The following is a 2,361-nucleotide window of genomic DNA, read 5'->3' as shown; positions in this document are numbered from 1 at the left end:
CGAACCCGCGTCATTAGCTTGGAAGGCTAAGGTCTTACCACTACACAACGCCCGCAGCTCCGGATGTTCAGATATGCCAAGGGCCGGGGCGGGTCAAGCCACCCCCTTACCCGTTTTTGTCAGTGATCCAGTTTCACCCAAGCAGCATTGCGGGCCGAGGATTTGACGCAAGCCGATACGAACTGCACCCCCTTCAACCCGTCATGGATAGTCGGATAGAGCACATCCTGTGGCACAGCATCGCCCGCTTTGACGGCTGCAATAGCTGTCGCAGCCTCAGTATAAATACTAGCGAACCCTTCCAGATAGCCTTCGGGATGGCCGGGCGGGATACGGGACACGCGCGCAGCTGCATCCCCTGCCCCGGCGCCATTCCGAGTAATCAGGCACTTGGGTTCACCAAACGGTGTGTGCCAGAGGTAGTTCGGATCCTCTTGCGCCCATTCAAGGCCGCCCTTGTCTCCGTAGACCCTAATGCGCAACGCGTTTTCATTGCCCGGGGCCACTTGGCTGCACCACAGCATCCCCTTGGCGCCGCCCTCGAACCGCAGCATCACATGGCCGTTGTCATCGACCTGACGACCGGGGACGAACGCCTCCAGATCGGCCGCCAAGCTATCAACCTCCAGACCGGTGACAAAACAGGCCAGGTTGAACGCATGGGTACCAATATCACCCGTGGACCCGCCTGCACCCGATCGCGCTGGGTCGGTGCGCCATTCGGCCTGTTTGAAGTCCTGCTCGATTGTCAGCCAGTCCTGCGGATACTCGACCTGCACCACACGGACGGTCCCAATATCGCCATTCGCCACCATCTCACGCGCCTGACGCACCATGGGATAGCCGGTATAGTTGTGAGTCAGGATGAACATTGCATCGCTATCTTCAGCGGCCTTCACCAATTTCTTGGCGTCGGCCAAAGTCGATGTCAGCGGTTTGTCACAGATCACATGAATACCGCGTTTCAAGAACTCGCGCGCCGCCGCGTAATGAACATGGTTCGGGGTCACGATGCTGACGGCATCAATGCCGTCCTTCCGCCGCGCCTCGCGCTGCGCCATCTGCTTGTAGTCATCATAGATACGCGGCAGACCCAGCGCAGCGCCACTGGCCTGCGACTTCTCTGGCGTCGAACTCAGCGCACCGGCCACCAGTTCGAACCGATCGTCAATACGACTGGCGATGCGGTGTACTCCACCAATAAAGGCGTCGTTGCCGCCGCCAACCATGCCTAGCTTGATACGGTCTGCCATCAGTCGATCCCCAGCATCTTGCGGTTGGCCGCCTCGTCCGTGCCACCGTCGGCAAAATCGTCAAACGCACGTTCCGTCACGCGGATGATGTGATCGGATACGAATTGCGCACCTTCGCGCGCCCCATCCTCGGGGTGTTTCAGGCAGCATTCCCATTCCACCACGGCCCAGCCGTCAAAGTCGTTGGCTGCCATCTTGGAAAACACGGCTGCAAAATCGACCTGCCCGTCGCCGAGCGACCGGAAACGACCCGCGCGGTCGACCCAGCTCTGATAACCGGAATATACGCCCTGCCGCCCTGTTGGATTGAATTCGGCATCCTTGACGTGGAACATGCGGATGCGATCTTTGTAGATGTCGATATTGTCCAGATAATCAAGGCATTGCAGCACGTAGTGGCTGGGGTCGTATAGCATGTTGCAGCGCGCATGGTTGTCTACGCGCTCAAGGAACATCTCGAACGTCACGCCATCATGCAGGTCTTCGCCCGGGTGGATTTCGTAGCAGATATCGACACCATTTTCCTCGGCATGATTGAGGATCGGACGCCAACGCGCGGCAAGCTCGTCAAACGCCGTTTCCACCAGACCGGCGGGACGCTGCGGCCACGGATAGATGTACGGCCAGGCCAACGCGCCAGAGAATGTCGCGTGTGCCCCGATCCCCATGTTGGCCGACGCGGAGATCGCCTGTTTGACCTGATTCACGGCCCATGCCTGCCGCGCCTTGGGATTGCCACGCACGGATTCCGCTGCAAAACCATCAAATGCTTCGTCATAGGCCGGGTGCACTGCCACCAACTGTCCCTGAAGGTGGGTAGACAGCTCAGTCACCTCGACACCGTTTTCGGCGGCTTGCCCCTTGAATGTGTCGCAATAGTCCTTGCTTTCCGCCGCAGTGCCAAGGTCGATCAAACGCCCGTCCCAACTGGGCACCTGAACACCTTTGTACCCGCAATCGGCAGCCCATTTGGTGATGGCGTCCCACGAGTTAAATGGCGCGTCATCGCCTGCAAATTGCGCCAGAAACAGCGCCGGGCCCTTGATGGTTTTCATGGTGTCTCCTCCCTTCATGCCGTTTAGGGGGTCGGCATGTTTTCCTTCAGATA

Annotated in this window: 2 protein-coding genes; both read right to left on the bottom strand. The window is 59.0% G+C overall.

The annotated features are described in order from the left end of the window. Nucleotides 1–119 precede the first annotated feature (119 nt). Nucleotides 120–1,253 (bottom strand): Gfo/Idh/MocA family protein, encoded by a 1,134-nt coding sequence (locus tag AC6RA8_RS18890; RefSeq protein ID WP_500354842.1) that lies wholly within the window; start codon nucleotides 1,251–1,253, stop codon nucleotides 120–122. After that, nucleotides 1,253–2,308 carry a sugar phosphate isomerase/epimerase family protein gene (locus AC6RA8_RS18885; protein WP_500354841.1) on the bottom strand — a complete coding sequence of 352 codons (1,056 nt, stop codon included), beginning with the start codon at nucleotides 2,306–2,308 and terminating at the stop codon, nucleotides 1,253–1,255. The genes AC6RA8_RS18890 and AC6RA8_RS18885 overlap by 1 nt, the downstream gene beginning before the upstream one ends. Between the last annotated feature and the right edge of the window lie 53 nt (nucleotides 2,309–2,361).

The organism is Tateyamaria sp., from assembly GCF_059783535.1.
This window is presented reverse-complemented; position numbering and strand designations above follow the sequence as displayed.